The organism is Bradyrhizobium sp. WYCCWR 13022, assembly GCF_030435535.1.
Taxonomy (GTDB): Bacteria; Pseudomonadota; Alphaproteobacteria; order Rhizobiales; family Xanthobacteraceae; genus Bradyrhizobium.
In genome coordinates, this window is the sequence record NZ_JAUIZJ010000010.1 from 410,447 (window position 1) to 427,247 (window position 16,801).

Genomic DNA, 16,801 nt, shown 5'->3' on the forward strand with positions numbered 1-16,801 from the left:
GTGCATCATGTCCCCGCCGCTCAACCGTATAAGCAGCGACGAACGCCTGCCGGCGCAGGCGGATGTCGTCGTCATCGGCGGCGGCGTCATCGGCGTCTCCGCGGCCTATCATCTCGCCAGGAAGGGTCTCTCCGTCGCGCTGGTCGAGAAGGGCCATGTCGGCGGCGAGCAGTCGAGCCGCAATTGGGGCTGGTGCCGCCAGCAGGGCCGCGCGCGCGAAGAGATTCCGCTGGCGCGCGAAGCGCTGCGGCTTTGGGAGGACATGCAGAACGACGCCGGTGTCGATGCGGGCTTCCGCCGCACCGGTGTGCTTTTCCTGACCAAGAGCAAGGACGAACTCGCGAGCTGGGAACGCTGGGCCGCGGTCGCGCGCGAGATGCAGGTGCACTCGACCGTGCTGACGCCGGCCGAAGTCGCCGAGCGCATGCCCGGGAATACCGACAAATGGGTCGGCGGCCTGCACACGCCGAGCGATGGACGTGCGGAGCCGTCGATGGCCGTGCCTGCGCTCGCCACCGCTGCGCGAAAGCATGGCGTCACCATCCACCAGGGCTGCGCCGCGCGCGGGCTGGAGACCTCAGGCGGGAAGGTCAGCGCCGTCGTCACCGAGAAGGGCGCCATCAAAACCCAAGCCGTGCTGCTGTCGGGCGGCGCCTGGTCGTCGCTGTTCTGCCGCCGTCATGGCATCGAGCTGCCGATCGGTCTCGTCAATGCGACTGCATGCCGAACCACGCCGGCGCCGGAGATCACCTCGGGCGCACTCGGCACCGATCTCTATTGCATCCGCCGCCGCCTCGACGGCGGCTTCACGCTGGCGCTGCGCAATCGCGGTACGGTCGAACTGTCGCCGGACCTGTTCCGCTATGCGCGCACGTTCTGGCCGACCTATTTGCATCGCAAGAACGGATTGAAATTGTCGTTCGGCAAGTCGTTCTTCGATCAGATCGTGCGCGGCACCGGCTGGAGCTTCGACAAGCCGTCGCCGTTCGAGACCGAGCGCGTGCGCGATCCCGCGCCCGACATGTCGCTGGTCAATGCCGCGATGGCTTCGCTGATCAAGGCGAATCCGGAGCTGAAGGACATCGAGATTGCGGAAGCTTGGGGCGGCACCATCGACTGCACGCCGGATACGATCCCGGTGATCTCGCCGGTCGATGCATTGCCGGGCTTCTTCCTCGCGACCGGCTTCTCCGGCCATGGCTTCGGCATCGGTCCCGCGGCCGGCAAGCTCGCCGCCGACATCGTCACCAACGCGACGCCACTGGTAGATCCTGCCGCCTACAGCCACAAGCGCATGATCGACGGGCGCCGGCTCGCGCCGGTCAGCCCGTTCTGAGGGCTGCATGAGCGTCCTCTACAAGGCCAACATGTTGCGCGGGGCGGAGTGGGCGACCTTCTTCGCCGAGCGCGCGCCGCAAGTGCCGTTCCGGCTCTGGCCTGACATCGGCGATCCCGCCGACGTGCGCTATCTCGTGGCGTGGGTGCCGCCGGAGGACATCGCGGCGACCTTTCCAAACGTCGAACTGGTCTTCTCGGTTGGAGCCGGCGTCGACCAATTCGATGCAACGAAACTCCCGGCGCACATTCCGCTCGTACGCATGCTGGAGCCCGGCATTGCCGAGACCATGGTGGAATACGTCACGATGGCGGTGCTGGGCCTGCATCGCGACCTCCTGCACTTCATCCATCAGCAGAAGGAACAAGTCTGGCGCGAGATCCGGATCACGCCGGCCAAGCGCCGGCGCGTCGGCGTGATGGGGCTCGGTCAGCTCGGGCAGGCCGTGCTCGAACGGCTCAGAGGATTCGACTTTCCGCTATCAGGCTGGAATCGATCGCCGCGCGAGATCGAGGGCGTGATCTGTTACGCGGGCGCGGACACCTTGCCGGAATTTCTCGCGCAAGCCGACATCCTCGTTTGCCTGCTGCCGCTGACCGACGAGACCCGCGGCATCCTCAACGCAGATCTGTTCGCGCGCCTCCCGCGTGGGGCGGGGCTCGTCAGTGTCGGACGCGGCCCGCATCTCGTCGAGGCCGATTTCCTCGCCGCCCTCGACAGTGGTGCTTTGTCCGGCGCGGTGCTTGATGTCACCGATCCCGAGCCGCTGCCATCAGGCCATCCGTTCTGGAGCCATCCGCGCATCCTGCTGACCCCGCACAATGCCAGCATGACGAGCCCGGATACCGCGGTCGATTTCGTGTTGGACGTCATCGCGCGTCACCGCCGCGGCGAAGCGCTGCCGGGGCTGGTTGATCGCAAACGGGGTTACTGATGAGCATCGGCGCAACGAGACCCGACCAAGTCGTCGCGGAGGCACAGTCGCCCGTGCTGACGGTCTCGGACCTTACCACGTCTTTCCTGCGCGATGGGCAATGGATTCCCGTCGTTCGCAGCATCTCCTTCGACATCGCGCCGCGCGAGACCGTGGCGATCGTCGGCGAGTCCGGGTCGGGCAAGAGCGTCACCGCGCTGTCGATCATGCGGCTCCTTCCGAAGGAGAGTGGCCGTAGCGAGGGCTGCATCACGCTCGCCGGCCGCGATCTCCTCGCGCTCCCCGAAACGACCATGAAGGACATCCGCGGCAACGACGTCGCGATGATTTTCCAGGAGCCGATGACGAGCCTCAATCCGGTACTCACGATCGGCTTCCAGATCGCGGAAGCGCTGATCCAGCACCGCGGTCTGTCGCGCGCGGCGGCGGAGGTCGAGACCATCCGTCTGATCGACCGGGTCCGCATTCCCGCGGCAAAGTCGCGCTTTCACGAGCATCCGCATCGCTTTTCCGGCGGCATGCGCCAGCGCGTGATGATCGCGATGGCATTGGCCTGCAAACCAAAACTCCTGATCGCGGACGAGCCGACCACCGCGCTCGACGTCACCATCCAGGCCCAGATCCTGGAGCTCTTGAAGGAGCTTCAGCAGGAGGAGGGGATGTCAATCCTCTTCATCACCCACGACATGGGCGTGGTCGCCGAGATCGCCGACCGCACCGTCGTGATGTATGGCGGGCAGGCGGTGGAGACCGATGCGACCGCGCGTATCTTTGCCGCGCCCTCGCATCCCTATACGCGCGCACTGCTCGCGGCCGTGCCGCGGCTCGGCTCGATGGACGGCCGCCCACGCCCGATGCGCTTTCCCATCGTCGACAAGGTGACGGGCACCTCCGACGAGCCGGCTGAAACGCCTGATACGGTCTCGACCGTCGAGCGGCCGCTGCTCGAGGTCTCGAATCTCACCACGCGCTTCCCGATCCGATCGGGCCTGTTCGGCAAGGTCTCGGGTCGCGTCCACGCGGTCGAGAACATCTCCTTCACCTTGCGCGCGGGCGAAACGCTGGCGCTGGTTGGCGAGTCCGGCTGCGGCAAGTCGACCACGGGCCGCTCGATCCTCAAGCTGACGGAGCCCGACGCCGGCACCGTCCTGATCGACGGCCATGACGTGCTCGCCATGACCGGCCGCACCTTGCGCGACTTCCGCAGGCACATGCAGATCGTGTCTCAGGATCCGTTCGCGAGCCTCAATCCGCGGATGTCGGTGGGAACGGCGATCGCAGCCCCGCTGCTCGCCAATGGCCTCGCAACCGCTGCGCAGGCGCGTGAGAACGTCGCCGACCTGCTCGTACGCGTCGGCCTCACCGCCGACATGGCCGCGCGCTTTCCACATGAATTCTCCGGCGGTCAGCGCCAGCGCATCTGCATCGCACGCGCGCTGACGCTCGGACCGAAGCTGATCGTCGCGGACGAAGCGGTCTCCGCGCTCGACGTTTCGGTCAAGGCGCAGGTCGTGAACCTCATGCTCGACCTGCAGGCCAGCATGGGCCTCGCCTATCTCTTCATCTCCCACGATATCGCCGTGGTCGAGCGCATGAGCCACCGCGTCGCCGTGATGTATCTCGGCGAGATCGTCGAGATCGGCCCGCGCGCATCCGTGTTCGGCAATCCGCAACATCCCTATACGAAGAAGCTGATGGCGGCGGTGCCGGTGCCGGATCCCGCGCGCCGCGGCAGCAAGCGCGAGGTCGCCAACGACGAGATCAGAAGCCCGGTGCGCGCGCCCGACTATCAGCCGCCGGCCCGGCAATATCGCGAAGTGTCGCCCGGCCACGTCGTGCAGGTCTGGGGCGAGGAGTGGTCGGCCTGAGGCGATTGCGCTCTACGAGTTCACATGCACGAAATCCCGCAGCAGCGGATAGATTTCGTTGTTCCAGCGTTTGCCGGAGAATACGCCGTAATGGCCGACGCCGGCCTGCATGTGATGGACCCGGCGATAGGCGCGGACGCCGGTGCAGAGGTCCTGCGCCGCGAGCGTCTGGCCGATCGAGCAGATGTCGTCCTTCTCGCCCTCGACCGTCATCAGGCCCATGCGGCCGACGGCCCTGGTGTCGACGGGGCGGCCGCGATGCATCAGCTTGCCCTGCGGCAGCAGGTGCTCCTGGAACACGTCGCGCACGGTCTCGATGTAGAACTCGGCCGGCAGATCCATCACCGCGAAATACTCGTCGTAGAAGGTCTTGATGCTCGCCGCCTTCTCCGTCTCGCCCTTGGCGATGTGGTTGGCGAGATCCATGTGCTGCTTGATGTGGCGCTCGAGATTCATCGAGACGAAGGCGGTGAGCTGCACGAAGCCGGGATAGACCTTTCGCAGCGCGCCACGGCACTGCACCGGCACGTAGTTGATCAGGTTGCGCTCGAACCATTCGATCGGCTTGCTTTTCGCGAAGTCGTTGACCTTGGTCGGCTGGATGCGTGTGTCGATCGGACCCGCCATCAGCGTCAGCGTCGCCGGCCGCGAGGGATGATTGCCCTCGCACATGATCGCGGCGGCAGCGAGCGCCGAGACCGACGGCTGGCAGATCGCCACCATGTGCGGGCGTGGGCCCAACTGGCCGAGGAAGTCGATCAGGTGCTCGGTGTAGTCGTCGAGTCCGAAGCGGCCCTCGCTGCGCGGAATGTCGCGCGGATTGTGCCAGTCGGTGATGTAGACGTCGTGGTCCTGCAGCAGTGTCTTCACGGTGCCGCGCAGGAGCGTTGCGAAATGGCCGGACATCGGCGCCACCAGCAGCATGCGCGGCTGCTCGCTGATGCCGTCCTTTTTGAAATGCAGCAGCGAACCAAACGGTGTGGCGTAGGCGATCTCCTCGGTGACGCCGACCGCGCGGTTGCCGACCATCACGCTGTCGATGCCGTAGGCCGGCCGGTCATAGGTGAGGGTGGAGCGCGAGATCAGCTCCAGCGCTGCCGAGAGCCGGCCGACGACCTGGTCCGACATGCCCTGCGGTACCAGATTGAGGAATTTCAGCGCGGACGAGGCTCCGGCCCGCCATGGCGCTGTCAGGTCCATCTGATTCTGAAAAGCCTGATAATACATCGACATCATACTGAAGCGCCCACCTGTCCGCTGCCGCCATGCAATATCGGAGCCAGACAGGCGGTGGCCGCCCCTGGAATTGGCACGTCGCTTGCTGCGCGTTTGGCCGGAAACGTGAGGGAAGGGCCCTATGGCGAAGGCGACACTGACCATCAGCAGCAAGAACTACTCGTCCTGGTCGCTGCGTGGCTGGCTGCTGACGAAGTTCTCCGGGCTTGATTTCGAGGAGATCATCACGGCGCCGGACGATGCCTCCGCGCGCGCCGAAATCCTGCTGCTGTCGTCCTCGATCCTGGTGCCCTGCCTGCGGCATGACGGCGCCACGGTATGGGATACGCTCGCGATCGCCGAATATCTCAACGAGGCGATGCCGGACGCAGGGCTGCTGCCTGATGATCGCGTGCAACGCGCGCATTGCCGCTCGATCTCAGGCGAAATCCATTCCGGCTTCACGACGCTGCGCGCCTCGCTGCCGGTCAATCTGAAGGGGCATTTCCCCGGCTTCAAGATCTGGTCGCGCGCGCAGGCCGACATCGACCGCGTCTGGTCGATCTGGCGCGAATGCCTGGCGAAATCAGGCGGGCCGTTCCTGTTCGGCGAGAAGCGCACCATGGCGGACGCGATGTACGCCCCCGTGGTGACGCGCTTCGTCACCTATGACGTCAAGCTCGAGCCGCGGCTGAAGGCCTATGCCGATACCATCATGGCCATGCCCGAGATGAAGGAGTGGATCGCGGCGGCGAGGGAAGAGCCGGCCGAGATCGAGGAGCTCGAGGTCGAATATTAGGCAGGCGACGCGGCGCCTTGCCTGTTTCCGGGGCGCTGGCATCAGGCCGCCTCGCCGGCCTCTATGTCTTTGCCAACGTTAACTTTTGCCGAAGGTATTGGCCGAGCGCCGATCTTGCGCCGCGCAGATATTGTGCGCCTCGGCGACGCCTTGTCGACATCTAGCCGTGAACAGCCGCGTACGGGGCCACCAAGCCGATTCGGACGTGATTCGTTCGGGGCGCGTTCCATTCGTTAAGGCGGAGCGCGGCCCCGTTGCATTATGAGACAGAGGCGGCCTTCAGGCCGAGTGTTTCAAACGCGGCCGGCGCCAGCCGATGACGGTGGCTTCCACCGCGATGCCGGCCTCGTGGTTCTGCCAGCGTCCCTCGACATAACGGCAGGCAAACGGCAGTTGATACGTCCCGCTGTGGTCCTCGCACAGCACTTCGAGTGGCAGGCCAGGCGGCGGTTCTCCGGCGCCATCGAATTCCGCCAGACGTCTTTCGCGCGTTGCCATTCCAGAAATCTCCCCTAATCAAAGCCACGGAAAGAGCGCCCACTTTTTCCGCGCACGGTTTAATGCTCCCCGTCCGAGGGAACGGCCCAAGCTCACCGCGAGAATGCGGTGCCAATGTGGTAGCCTCGAGCGGCTGTGCGCCATCGGCGCACATTGCCGTGATCGATTTGATGAGGAACCTGAATGCCGCGCCGGATCGCTGCTGCTTGTTTCGCTATGTTACCTCTCGTCGCGCACACGCCGGTGCGCGCGCAGGACGTCCCCGGCATCGAGATCTGCACGGTCGAAAAGACGATGGAGCGGCGCACCAGCTGCCTGCAGAGCAACGTCGATTTCCTCCAGAAGACCATCACGAAACTCAACCTCGATCACCAGCAGAAGCTCGATGCTGCCATCAGGCAGATAGATGCACTGAAGGTGGCGCTCACGAGTTTGCAAAAGACGATCGGCGATCTTCAGGCGGCGCAGGCAAAGACGGCCGAGGATTTGAAGAAAAAGCAGGACGCGCCGCCGCCGAAGGATGCGAAGGACAAGTAACGTTTGACCGCAACGCCGATCAAACGGGGCATCTCGCGATCGTCTAGACCGGCCTTGCTTCGAACGAGAGCCCTAACCCATGAACCCAGCTCAGCGCGCGCTCTGGTACATCGAAAGCCATCTGGCCGAGCCGATGACGCTCGACGAGATCGCGGCGATCGGTGGCGTGTCGCGGTTCCACATGGTGCGTGCGTTTGCCGCAGCCACCGGTCTCCCGGTGATGCGCTACGTGCGGGCACGCCGGCTGAGTGAAGCGGCGCGCAGCCTTGCCAGGGGCGCGCCGGACATTCTGTCGCTGGCGCTGGAGGCAGACTACGGCTCGCACGAAGCATTCACCCGCGCGTTCCGCGACCAGTTCGGCACCACGCCCGAAGCGGTGAGGGCGGCGACGTGCACCGGCCAGCTCAAGCTTCAGGAGCCGATCCTGATGGAGTCCTCCATGCTCGACAATCTCGACGCCCCCCGTTTCGAAACCGCAAAAGCCTTCCTCGTCGCCGGCCTCGCCGAGCGCATCGCCTGCGACAACGGCGCGGCCATTCCGGGCCTGTGGCACCGCTTCCACCAGGAGGTCGCCGACATTCCCGAGCGCGTCGGCAACGTGGCTTACGGCGTCTGCTGCAACGGCGATGATTCCGGCAATTTCGACTACATCGCCGGTGTCGAGGTCGCCGATTTCTCCGACCTCGCGCGCCGCTTCGGCCGCATCCGCATCCCCGAGCAGCGCTACGCGGTGTTCACCCACGCCGACCACGTCGCCTCGATCAGACGCACCGTCAACACGATCTGGAATCAATGGCTGCCGGCCTCGGGCTACAAGGCAGCGGATGCGCCGAACTTCGAGCGCTATGACGAGAAGTTCGATCCGGTGACCGGCAATGGCGGCTTCGAGATTTGGATACCGGTCAGGGAGTAGCGCGCAACGCTGGCATACCATCCCGCTTGCTTGGCAAGGGAGATCGACTTTGTCATAACCGCTGGCAAAACTTGCCAGCGGGGCCCGTGCCGGACATCCCGAGCAAGCCATAACAAGCAGCCGGGAGGGTCCCCAATGTCTGACATCCGCGTCCTCGCCACCGACCTCGAATTTCCCGAAGGCCCGGTGGTGATGCCGGATGGTTCGGTGGTGCTGGTGGAAATCCGCGGCCAGCGCCTGACCCGCGTTCATCCCGACGGTCGCAAGGAGATCGTGGCGAAAGTGCCGGGTGGCCCGAACGGTGCGGCGCTCGGTCCCGACGGAAAAATCTACATCTGCAACAATGGGGGATTCTCCTGGATTCCGACCCGCAACATGATCATGCCGGGTCCGCAGCCCGAGGACTATCTCGGCGGCTCGATCCAGCGTGTCGACCTTCAATCCGGCAAGGTCGAGATCGTCGTGACCAAATGCGGCGAGCACGATCTGCGCGGTCCGAACGATCTGGTCTTCGACAAGCACGGCGGCCTGTGGTTCTCCGACCTCGGCAAGCGCCGCGCCCGCGAGATGGATGTCGGCGGCATGTACTATCTCAAGCCCGGCATGACTGACATCGTCGAGGTCGTGCACGGCATACTGCCGGCCAACGGCATTGGTCTCTCGCCGGACGAAAACACCGTCTACATCGCGGAGACGCCGACGGCGCGGCTCTGGGCCTATGAGCTCTCCGCGCCCGGCACGCTCAAGCCGCGCGACGTGATCTATCGCGGCGAGCGGGGCAAGCCGATCTGCGGCCTCGGCGGCTATCAGATGTTCGACTCGCTCGCGGTGGAAGCAGGCGGCAACGTCTGTGTCGCGACCCTCGTCTCCGGCTGCATCTCGGTGATCGCGCCCGACGGCACCCTGGTCGAGCAGGTCCCGACCGGCGACCGCGTCACCACCAACATCGCCTTCGGCGGCCCCGAGCTGAAGACCGCCTACATCACGCTGTCAGGCAAGGGCGAACTCGTCGCCATGGACTGGCCGCGCAGCGGTTTGCCGTTGAATTTTTTGAATAAGTGAGAATGTGTTGAGCCGGCATTCTGAACGTGCTGTACAAATTCCGCCGTCATTCCGGGATGCGTGCGCAGGCACGCAGGCCTGGAATCCATAACTCCGGCACGTGGATATGGATTCCGGGCTCGCCGCTTCGCGGCGCCCCAGAATGACGATCAGTCGTTTTCTTGGAGACAACCTCAATGCCCTGGCCCGATCCCGTCACCCTGCGTGGACAGCACGCCCGTCTCGAGCCGCTGTCGAAAGAGCATCGCGATGGCCTGATGGAGGCCGTGAAGGACGGCGAGCTCTACACGATCTGGTATACCGCGATCCCGACGCCGGAGAACGTGGCCAAGGAGATCGACCGTCGTCTTGGCCTCCAGGCTGCGGGCTCGATGCTGCCGTTCACCGTGTTCGACGCCGGCGGCAAGATCGTGGGACAGACCACCTACATGAACATCGATGCTGCCAATCGCCGCGTCGAGATCGGCTCGACCTGGTATGGCAAGAGCGCACAGCGCGGACCGCTGAACACACAGTGCAAGCTGCTGCTGCTGACCCACGCCTTCGAGACGCTGAACTGCATCGCCGTGGAATTCCGCACGCATTTCTTCAACCACCAGAGCCGCCGCGCCATCGAGCGTCTCGGCGCCAGGCAGGACGGCATTCTGCGCAGCCACCAGGTCGCGCCGAACGGCACGCTGCGCGATACCGTCGTCTACAGCATCACCGCCGCCGAATGGCCGACGGTGAAGGCACATCTGAACTATCAACTCAACGAAAAGCCACGCTAGGGGCGGCCGAGGCATCATGGATAGATTTGACTATGTAATCATCGGCGCGGGCTCCGCCGGTTGCATCCTCACTTCCAGGCTCAGCGAAGACCCGAATGTCAGCGTCTGCGTGCTCGAGGCGGGACCCTCCGACTGGCACCCCTACATCCATCTGCCTGCGGGTTTCATCAAGACCTTCCACATGAAGAGCATCAACTGGGCCTACCAGCAGGAGGTCGGGCCCTATACCGGCGGACGCAGCATCTACGCGCCGCGCGGCAAGACGCTCGGCGGCTCGTCCTCGATCAACGGCCACATCTACAACCGCGGCCAGCGCATGGATTTCGACACCTGGGCGCAGATGGGCAATCGCGGCTGGGGCTATACCGATGTGCTGCCTTACTTCAAGCGGCTGGAGAAACGGGTCGGCGAGGGCGACAGCACCTTTCGCGGGCGCGACGGCAATCTCACCGTCACGACGATGGACTGGCGCGATCCGCTCTGCGAAGCCTTCATGGAAGGCGCGGTCTCGCTCGGCATTCCCCGTAATCCCGATTACAACGGCGCGAAGCAGGAGGGCGTCTCCTACTGCCAGCGCACCATCGACAAGGGCCTGCGCGTCTCCGGCTCGACCGCGTTCCTGAAGCCTGCGATGAAGCGGCCGAACGTGCACGTGCACACGCACGCGCATGCGACCGAGATCATCTTCGAGGGCAAGCGCGCCGTCGGCGTGCGCTACACCAAGGGCGGTCGCGGCGGCACTCCGGTGGAGGTGCGCGCCAACAAGGAGGTGATCCTGTCCGGCGGCACCTATAATTCGCCGCAGCTCCTCCAGCTCTCCGGCATCGGCTCGCCCGATCTGCTGCAGCAACACGGCATCGCCGTGCGTCACGCGCTGCCGGTCGGCGAAGGCCTGCAGGATCATTACGCCCCGCGTACCGTGGCGCGCGTCAAGGACATCAAGACCATCAACGAGCTTCGTCGCGGTTTCTCGCTGTGGATCGAGGCGCTGAAATGGGCGACCGCCCGCCGCGGCCTGCTCTCGCTGTCGCCGACCATGGTCTATTGCTTCTGGCACTCGGGCGAGAGCGCCGACAGCTCCGACCTCCAGCTCACTTTCACGCCGGCCTCTTACAAGGAAGGCGTGCAGGGCCAGCTCGAGGACGAGCCCGGCATGACGGTGGCCTCCTGGCAGCAGCGCCCGGAGAGCCGCGGCTATGTCCGCATCCGCTCGAATGATCCGTTCGCGGCGCCGATCATCCAGACCAATTATCTCGATGCCGAACTCGACCGCCGCGTCATCGTCGGCGGCATGAAGCTCGCGCGCAACCTGCTGAAGAGCGCGCCGCTGTCGCCCTATTACGCCTACGAGGATTTCCCCGGCCCCAACGTCAACACCGACGACGAATTCCTGCATGCCGCCACCGAGCGCGGCACCACGACGTTCCACCCCGGCTGCACCTGCCGCATGGGCCCGGCGGATTCATCGTGGGCCGTGGTCGACGACCAACTCCGCGTCCACGGTCTCGAAGGCCTCCGCGTGATCGACGCCTCGGTCATGCCGCGCATGATCTCGGCGAATTTGAACGCCTCCACCATGATGATCGCCGACCGCGCCTCGGACCTCATTCGCGGCAAGGCCCCAATGGAAGCCGCGCGCATCCCGGATGCCGCGGTGGCGTGAGAAACACCCGCTTCTATGGATGCGGAAGGGAAAGAGGTGGGTTACGCTGAAGCTACCCCACCTCACGAGCTCTACACATGGAAAGGCGGCAAATGCCTCAAACCGGCGCCGAGCGACAATCGGTTCGCCAGATGGCCATATGCGGCCTCGTCTTTGTCTGCACCGCTATTTCGGTTGGTCTGCTGTTACGCGTGGGTTGGCGGGATTGGACCTTGTTTGCCGGGCTCTGGGCGGCAATGTACTTCATGGGCGGAATGCGATGGTTTCCTTGGGGCACGCCATTTCGCAAGGCGTTCTCAGCCGGCGTGTTCGTCGGCACGGTACTTCCGGCTCTTGAGTGGGCAGCGAAATTGCAGGCCTCATAACGTCGGGCAAAACACCCGCCACCCCGTCAACCCCTCTCCGCAAAAATATTCCACTTTACCGAAATTCGGAATTGCGGCATAAATCGAAACAGCCCGGCCCGACGATGAGGGGCGGTTCGCGAGTCGTTCGAAGCGCGGGCCGGGTTGCGGTGGACGCGGTAGCGTCGGCACGAGATGGGACGGGCAGGGCGGGTAGTCCCCGTGAGCCCGAGACCCGCGTGTGAACGAACGGCGCTGTCAGGTTCGTCTCGCCGACATTCTTTCGGTGCGTGTGCACGCCGCCGAGGGACCCTGTGGTGTCGATGGACGCGCGTACGGCAAAACCGTGTGGTCCTGGCCGTCGTCGCTACGGTCAAGCTTTCGCGGAGGTGCAGGAATCCCAACCGGGTGAACTGCATCGTCAATTCGCGGGGTGAGGGAGGCCAGAGGGAATTCGGCTCCCGGGAGAGCACGGCATAAGCCGTCGAACCACTGCGTAGGGAAGGCCGTGTGTTCGGCTTCACCTGTATGCCGCTGTGCATTTCTCATTGCGCTACATGCGCACAGCGGACCGTGGGTGCCAGCCGGCACCCGGCCTTCCCTGCGCCCTCCGTTCGAAGAGGGTGCGACAGACGAAGCAAAGCTCGGGCGAGATGCGCCGCGAGGACGCGAAGGTGTGTCTGCGCCACCCCCTTACTGTCATCCGTGCGGCCAGCGCGCAATTGCGCACCAGGACCGGGCGATCCATTATTCCAGAGCTTGTTGTGATTGAATCGAGAAGCCGCGGCGTACCGGATGCCCCGGTCAAGCCGGGGCATGACACCGTCAGTGTGGCTGCAGCGACGTGCGACCGCAGGAGCGCTCGCCCTTACACTTCACGTCGGCTCAAGAATGCCAGTCGCTCGAACAGATGCACGTCCTGCTCGTTCTTGAGCAGCGCGCCGTGCAGCGGCGGGATCAGCTTGCGCGGGTCGCGCTCGCGCAATTGCTCGACGCTCATGTCCTCGTTGAGCAGCAGCTTGAGCCAGTCGAGCAGCTCCGAGGTCGACGGCTTCTTCTTCAGGCCGGGCACCTCGCGTACCTCGAAGAAGATGCGCAGCGCCTCCTCGACCAGGCGCTTCTTGATGCCGGGGAAGTGGACGTCGACGATGCGGCCCATCGTGTCGGCGTCCGGGAACTTGATGTAGTGGAAGAAGCAGCGGCGCAGGAAGGCGTCCGGCAGCTCCTTCTCGTTGTTCGAGGTGATCATCATGATCGGGCGCTGCTTGGCCTTGATGGTCTCGCCGGTCTCGTAGACATGGAACTCCATGCGGTCGAGCTCGAGCAGCAGGTCGTTCGGAAATTCGATGTCGGCCTTGTCGATTTCGTCGATCAGCAGCACCGGGCGCTGCTCGGCGGTGAAGGCTTCCCACAGCTTGCCGCGCTTGATGTAGTTCTTGATATCCGAGACGCGCGCATCGCCGAGCTGGCTGTCGCGCAGGCGCGACACCGCGTCGTATTCGTAGAGGCCCTGCTGCGCCTTGGTGGTGGACTTGATGTGCCAGGTCAGCAGCGGTGCGTTCAGCGCCTTCGCCACTTCCTCGGCCAGAACAGTCTTGCCGGTGCCGGGCTCGCCCTTGATGAGGAGCGGGCGCTCCAGCACGATCGAGGCATTGACGGCGACCTTGAGATCGTCGGTCGCAACATAGTCCTTGGTGCCCGTAAATTTCATTGCGCGTCCTTGTTGGTCGTCGGCCGGAAGAGCGCCCCGGTCGCGACAGGGGAGCGGCCGCACGCGGCACCCGCTCCTGGTTCGGTCAGGCTTTCAGGCCCGTCTTATCAGCGAAAGGATGACCAGCACAATCACCGCGCCGATCGTGGCATCCACGATGGCGCCGATCGTGCCGGTGGCGAGCTCGATGTGCAGTTGGGGCAGCACCCAGCCGGCCACCAGCGCGCCGATGATGCCGACGACGATGTTGCCGATCAGCCCAAATCCCGCCCCGTGGACAATCTTGCCGGCCAGCCAGCCGGCGATCGCACCAATGATGAGCGCTGCGATAATTCCCATTGCAAACGTCCCCAAAACAAACCTGTGACGCCCTCAATTCTAGAGCAAATAGCCTCCCGGTCCAGCGCCCGGCGCTGCCCTCCGCCCCTTGACGTTCGCCCCCCGACGGGCAATCTGTCATCCATGTTCCTGCAATTCTTCACTTCTCTGCGCGATGCGCAGGTCCCCGTGACGCTGCGCGAATACCTCACGCTGATGGAGGCGCTCGACGCTGATCTGTCGGACTATTCGGTCGAGAATTTCTACTATCTGTCGCGCACCTCGCTGGTGAAGGACGAGCGCAATCTCGACAAGTTCGACCGCGTGTTCGGCACGGTGTTCAAGGGGCTGGAAAGCCTGCTCGACGCCATGGAGAAGGCGGAGATCCCCGAGGAGTGGCTGAAGAAGCTCGCCGAGAAATACCTCAGCGAGGAGGAGAAGAAGCAGATCGAGGCCATGGGCTGGGACAAGCTCATGGAGACCTTGAAGAAGCGCCTCGAGGAACAGAAGGGCCGGCACCAGGGCGGCTCGAAATGGATCGGTACCGCCGGCACCTCGCCGTTCGGCGCGCATGGCTACAATCCCGAAGGCGTTCGCATCGGCCAGGAGAAGAACCGCAACAACCGCGCCGTGAAGGTCTGGGACAAGCGCGAGTTCAAGGATCTCGACGGCAATGTCGAGCTCGGCATCCGCAACATCAAGGTGGCGTTGCGGCGCCTGCGCAAATTCGCGCGTACCGGCGCGCCTGACGAGCTCGATCTCGACACCACCATTCGCGAGACCGCCAATCACGGCTATCTCGACGTTCACATGCGCCCCGAACGGCGCAATGCGGTCAAGCTCCTGGTGTTCTTCGACATCGGCGGCTCCATGGATTCGCATATCGAGCAGGTCGAGGAGCTGTTCTCGGCGGCGAAGAGCGAGTTCAAGCACATGGAGTATTTCTACTTCCACAACTGCCTCTATGAAGGCGTGTGGAAGCAGAACAAGCGCCGCTTCACCGATCGCACGCCGACCTGGGACGTGCTGCACAAATACCCGCACGACTACAAGGTCGTGTTCGTCGGCGATGCCTCGATGTCGCCTTACGAGATCATGGTGCCGGGCGGCTCGGTCGAGCACGTCAACGAGGAGCCCGGCTCGGTCTGGCTCGACCGCATCATTCGCACCTATCCGCATACTGTGTGGCTCAATCCGGTCGCGCAGAAGCACTGGGACTATTCGGAATCCACCGCCATCATCAAACGGATCTTCGCCAACCGCATGTACCCGATCACGATCGAAGGTCTGGAGAATGCGATGAAGGAACTGACGCACTAGCTGTAGGCGCGGCCGACAAGAGGGAGAAGCATATGCCCCAAAACATCACCCGCGGCATCAAGGCGTTGATCGACGAGGCCAATGCCGAGATCGAGACGCTCTCCGCCGTGGACGCCATCGAGATCTCCAAGAACGGCGACGTCGTCATCGTCGACATCAGAGACCCCCGCGAGATCGAGCGCGACGGCCGCATCCCCGGTGCGTTCTCCTGCACTCGCGGCATGCTCGAATTCTGGATCGATCCGCAGAGCCCGTACGCCAAGCCGATCTTCCAGGAAGACAAGAAGTTCGTGTTCCACTGCGCCGGCGGCCTGCGCTCCGCGCTCGCGGCCAAGACCGCAAAGGACATGGGCCTGAAGCCCGTCGCCCACATCGCCGGCGGCTACGCCGCCTGGCGCGACGCCGGTGGGCCGACGGAGCAGTGGGAGCCGAAGAAGAAGGGGTGAGGAGGAGCTGTTGCGCTCTCCACTCGTCATTCCCCGCGAAAGCGGAGAGTCCAGTACGCGGCGGCCTATCTGTTGAGTCACGGCCGTCTCGGGGTACTGGATCGCCCGTCAAGCCGGGCGATGACAGCAGAGTTCGACGCGTGCTGCTTCCATCTCGCTCGCGCTGTGCGCGCCCCGGAATGACCACAAGGAAAGACCAATGACCGCCGCCGATCCCCTCGTCTCCACCGAATGGCTCGCCGCCCACATCAACGACGCCAACGTCAAAGTGCTCGACGCCAGCTTCAAGTTGCCGGGCGTGCTGCCGCTGCCGAAGGATGATTATCTCGCCGCGCATCTGCCTGATGCCGCGTTCTTCGACGTCGATGCGGTGTCGGATCACTCCAACCCGTTGCCGCACATGTATCCGAGCGCGGAGCAGTTCGGCCGCGATGTCGGCAATCTCGGCATCTCCAATGCCGACACCGTCGTGCTCTACGATGCCGGCGGCTGGGTCGCGGCGCCGCGCGCGTGGTGGATGTTCCTGGCCTTCGGCCACGGCAATGTGCGCATCCTCAATGGTGGCCTGAAGAAATGGCGCGCCGAGGGACGCCCCGTGGAGAGCGGCGAAGTGAAGCCGAAGGCGGCGACGTTCAACGCGAGCTACGATCCGAAGCGCGTGCGCAGCATGCAGCAACTGGTCGCCAACGTCGAAAGCCGAGCGGAGCAGGTGATCGACGCGCGCGCCGCCGACCGCTTCGAAGGCCGCGCGCCCGAGCCGCGCGCAGGCATCCGCTCCGGTCACATCCCCGGTGCGCGCAACGTGCCTTATGGCCAGCTGTTCGATGCCGCGACCGGCACGATGAAGCCGCTCGACGATCTGCGCGCCGCCTTCACCGGGGCTGGCGTCAAGCTCGATGCACCAATCGTCACGAGCTGCGGCTCCGGCGTCTCTGCCGGCGTGCTGACGCTCGCGCTGTATCGCTTGGGCGTTACCGACACCGCGCTCTATGACGGCTCGTGGTCGGAATGGGGCCAGGAGAAGGGCCCGCCGATCGCGATCGGGCCGGCGTAACCCCGTCGCGAGG

At 64.5% G+C, this 16,801-nt stretch carries 17 protein-coding genes; 13 read left to right on the forward strand and 4 right to left on the reverse strand.

The annotated features are described in order from the left end of the window. Window positions 1-7 precede the first annotated feature (7 nt). The 3 genes from QY049_RS17595 to QY049_RS17605 are packed head-to-tail and all read left to right on the forward strand — an operon-like array spanning window position 8 to window position 4,138. Complete coding sequence (locus QY049_RS17595) at window positions 8-1,336, forward strand: FAD-binding oxidoreductase (RefSeq protein WP_301269727.1); 1,329 nt, start codon at window positions 8-10, stop codon at window positions 1,334-1,336. A gap of 7 nt (window positions 1,337-1,343) precedes the next feature. Continuing rightward, the gene (locus tag QY049_RS17600) at window positions 1,344-2,270 is read left to right on the forward strand and encodes a glyoxylate/hydroxypyruvate reductase A (RefSeq protein WP_301269728.1); all 927 of its coding nucleotides are present in this window, start codon (window positions 1,344-1,346) and stop codon (window positions 2,268-2,270) included. Further along, entirely contained in the window at window positions 2,270-4,138 is a 1,869-nt protein-coding gene (locus QY049_RS17605) for an ABC transporter ATP-binding protein (RefSeq protein ID WP_301269729.1), read from the forward strand. The genes QY049_RS17600 and QY049_RS17605 overlap by 1 nt, the downstream gene beginning before the upstream one ends. 12 nt (window positions 4,139-4,150) lie before the next feature. Here the strand turns inward: QY049_RS17605 and QY049_RS17610 are convergent, their stop codons facing one another. Next, window positions 4,151-5,374 carry a polyhydroxyalkanoate depolymerase gene (locus tag QY049_RS17610; RefSeq protein ID WP_301269730.1) on the reverse strand — a complete coding sequence of 408 codons (1,224 nt, stop codon included), beginning with the start codon at window positions 5,372-5,374 and terminating at the stop codon, window positions 4,151-4,153. A gap of 121 nt (window positions 5,375-5,495) precedes the next feature. On the opposite strand from QY049_RS17610, the gene QY049_RS17615 reads away from it, so the two are divergent. After that, complete coding sequence (locus tag QY049_RS17615) at window positions 5,496-6,152, forward strand: glutathione S-transferase family protein (RefSeq protein WP_194479919.1); 657 nt, start codon at window positions 5,496-5,498, stop codon at window positions 6,150-6,152. Between the two features lie 279 nt (window positions 6,153-6,431). Here the strand turns inward: QY049_RS17615 and QY049_RS17620 are convergent, their stop codons facing one another. Further along, complete coding sequence (locus QY049_RS17620) at window positions 6,432-6,650, reverse strand: hypothetical protein (RefSeq protein WP_194479921.1); 219 nt, start codon at window positions 6,648-6,650, stop codon at window positions 6,432-6,434. Window positions 6,651-6,866: 216 nt separating this feature from the next. Here QY049_RS17620 and QY049_RS17625 point away from each other — a divergent pair, with 216 nt between their 5' ends. The 6 genes from QY049_RS17625 (at window position 6,867) to QY049_RS17650 (ending at window position 11,960) form a co-directional block, all read left to right on the forward strand. Beyond that, window positions 6,867-7,187, forward strand: coding sequence for a hypothetical protein (locus QY049_RS17625; RefSeq protein WP_194482613.1), 321 nt, complete (start codon window positions 6,867-6,869; stop codon window positions 7,185-7,187). A gap of 79 nt (window positions 7,188-7,266) precedes the next feature. Next, window positions 7,267-8,100 carry an AraC family transcriptional regulator gene (locus QY049_RS17630; protein WP_194479923.1) on the forward strand — a complete coding sequence of 278 codons (834 nt, stop codon included), beginning with the start codon at window positions 7,267-7,269 and terminating at the stop codon, window positions 8,098-8,100. A 135-nt stretch (window positions 8,101-8,235) separates the two neighbouring features. Next, entirely contained in the window at window positions 8,236-9,162 is a 927-nt protein-coding gene (locus QY049_RS17635; RefSeq protein ID WP_301269731.1) for an SMP-30/gluconolactonase/LRE family protein, read from the forward strand. Window positions 9,163-9,338: 176 nt separating this feature from the next. Beyond that, window positions 9,339-9,932: a GNAT family N-acetyltransferase gene (locus QY049_RS17640; protein ID WP_194479926.1), complete on the forward strand. Its 594-nt coding sequence runs from the start codon at window positions 9,339-9,341 to the stop codon at window positions 9,930-9,932. A 16-nt stretch (window positions 9,933-9,948) separates the two neighbouring features. Beyond that, a complete protein-coding gene (locus tag QY049_RS17645) occupies window positions 9,949-11,595 on the forward strand; it encodes a GMC family oxidoreductase (RefSeq protein ID WP_301269732.1) in 1,647 nt (548 codons plus the stop codon). Window positions 11,596-11,672: 77 nt separating this feature from the next. Next, a complete protein-coding gene (locus QY049_RS17650; RefSeq protein WP_301269733.1) occupies window positions 11,673-11,960 on the forward strand; it encodes a hypothetical protein in 288 nt (95 codons plus the stop codon). Between the two features lie 847 nt (window positions 11,961-12,807). Here the strand turns inward: QY049_RS17650 and QY049_RS17655 are convergent. Further along, entirely contained in the window at window positions 12,808-13,650 is an 843-nt protein-coding gene (locus QY049_RS17655; RefSeq protein ID WP_008140272.1) for a MoxR family ATPase, read from the reverse strand. A gap of 93 nt (window positions 13,651-13,743) precedes the next feature. Then, entirely contained in the window at window positions 13,744-13,989 is a 246-nt protein-coding gene (locus QY049_RS17660; RefSeq protein ID WP_301269734.1) for a GlsB/YeaQ/YmgE family stress response membrane protein, read from the reverse strand. A gap of 123 nt (window positions 13,990-14,112) precedes the next feature. Here QY049_RS17660 and QY049_RS17665 point away from each other — a divergent pair, with 123 nt between their 5' ends. The 3 genes from QY049_RS17665 to sseA all read left to right on the forward strand — a co-directional run bounded on the left by QY049_RS17665 (window position 14,113) and on the right by sseA (window position 16,788). Beyond that, window positions 14,113-15,288: a VWA domain-containing protein gene (locus QY049_RS17665; protein ID WP_301269735.1), complete on the forward strand. Its 1,176-nt coding sequence runs from the start codon at window positions 14,113-14,115 to the stop codon at window positions 15,286-15,288. Window positions 15,289-15,320: 32 nt separating this feature from the next. Then, on the forward strand, window positions 15,321-15,734 hold the full coding sequence (locus QY049_RS17670) for a rhodanese-like domain-containing protein (protein WP_301269736.1): 414 nt from the start codon (window positions 15,321-15,323) through the stop codon (window positions 15,732-15,734). Between the two features lie 199 nt (window positions 15,735-15,933). Beyond that, the gene (gene sseA / locus QY049_RS17675; protein WP_301269737.1) at window positions 15,934-16,788 is read left to right on the forward strand and encodes a 3-mercaptopyruvate sulfurtransferase; all 855 of its coding nucleotides are present in this window, start codon (window positions 15,934-15,936) and stop codon (window positions 16,786-16,788) included. The last annotated feature ends 13 nt before the right edge of the window (window positions 16,789-16,801 follow it).